Source organism: Pseudomonas agronomica (assembly GCF_025917275.1).
GTDB classification, from domain to species: Bacteria; Pseudomonadota; Gammaproteobacteria; order Pseudomonadales; family Pseudomonadaceae; genus Aquipseudomonas; species Aquipseudomonas agronomica.
The window spans coordinates 1-1518 of sequence record NZ_JAOSHO010000797.1 but is presented as its reverse complement, the minus strand read 5'-3'; the positions used below and the strand labels follow the sequence as shown (position 1 = coordinate 1518).

2 protein-coding genes are annotated in these 1518 nt (G+C 64.8%); one reads left to right on the top strand and one right to left on the bottom strand.

Annotated elements, in window-relative coordinates; all coding sequences use genetic code 11:
- Positions 1–805: LysR substrate-binding domain-containing protein (locus OC610_RS27220; protein ID WP_264432493.1), on the top strand; the 805-nt coding region annotated here is incomplete at its 5' end.
- Here the strand turns inward: OC610_RS27220 and trhA are convergent.
- On the bottom strand, positions 793–1410 hold the full coding sequence (trhA, locus tag OC610_RS27215; protein ID WP_264432490.1) for a PAQR family membrane homeostasis protein TrhA: 618 nt from the start codon (positions 1408–1410) through the stop codon (positions 793–795). The two genes, OC610_RS27220 and trhA, sit on opposite strands and share 13 nt — an antisense overlap.
- Positions 1411–1518 lie beyond the last annotated feature (108 nt).

The following is a 1518-nucleotide window of genomic DNA, read 5'->3' as shown; positions in this document are numbered from 1 at the left end:
GCAGCAATTGGGCTTTGCGCTGTTCCTGCGGGTACGCGGCAAGTTGCAGGCCACGCCCGAAGCGCTGGAGTTGGAGCGCGAGGTCGACAAGGTCAGCGAAAGCCTGCAAGGCGTGCGGCGCCTGGCCCAGAGCCTGCGCCGCGAGCCGGGCCACAGCCTGCGGATCGGTGCCACGCCGGCCTTGGCCCTGTCTCTGATGCCGACGGCGATTCATCAATGGACCCAACGTTACCCGGACATCGTCTGCGAGTTATCCAGCGCCCACAGCCGCGAGCTGACGCAGAACCTGCTGATGCGCGAAATCGACGTCGCCCTGACCCTGCAACCGCCCGATCACCCCGGTCTCAAGGCCCAGCCCCTGGCCAGCGGCGTGTTGGTGGCCTTGGCACCCAGCGGCCATTGGCCCGAGGCGGCGATCGGCACGCCCATGCCGTTGCAGGCCCTGGCCGGCGCGCCGTTGATCGGCCTGTCCAGCACCGACCCGCTGTCAGCCAGGCTGGACGGCTACCTCAAGGCGGTGGAGCCACCGCCACGCGTCAGCATTTCCGTACAGACCTATTCACTGGCCCGGGCCATGGTCGAATCCGGCGCCGGGCTGGCGGTGATCGACCCGTTCACGGCTTTAGGCGCTTCGCGCTCCTGCACGGCCATCCGGCCCTTGTCGCCGCCGCTGCCCATTTCCCTCTACGCGGTGACCCGGGCCAACGAGGCCCCGGCCCATACGATGGGCGCCCTGTTGGAGATCTTCGCCAGCCAGGCCCAGGCGCAACTGGATCGTCTGTTTGCAGGTGCTCAAAGCACGTAGAACAGAATCGCCACGAAATGCAGCAGGCTGCCAGCGATGACGAACAGGTGCCAGATGCCATGGGCATGGCGCAGGCGCTGGTCGAGGGCGAAAAAAATGATGCCCACCGTGTAAAACACGCCGCCCGAAGCCAGCCAGGCAAACCCGGCGCTGCCCAGCGCCGCCAGCAACGGCTTGACCGCCACCAGGACGATCCAGCCCATCACCGCATAAATGACGATCGACAAGATCCGCGCCTCGGAGCGCGGCTTGATTTCCTGGAGGATGCCGATCACGGCCAGCCCCCAGACGATTCCGAACAAGGTCCAGCCCCACGGCCCGCGCAGGGTCACCAGGCAGAACGGCGTGTAGCTGCCGGCGATCAGCAGGTAGATCGAAAAATGATCGACCTTCTGCATGATCGCTTTCTTGCGCCCACGCACGCTGTGGTACACCGTCGAGGCGCTGTACAACACCAGCAAGGTGAACCCGTAGATCGCCACGCTGACGATCTTCCAGGGATCGCCGGCCATCCCGGCAATCACCAGCAACCACACCGCGCCGATAAACGCCGCGACTGCCCCCACCAGGTGCGTCCAGGCGTTGAGTCGTTCCCCGTGATACATCCAATCCCACCCCATATTCCGAAACTGGCGCCAAGGCTCAGGCTTGGCGCTTGAAAGTGCAATGGTTTGCTCTCTGCATCGCACACAGAACCTGTGGCAAAAGATCAT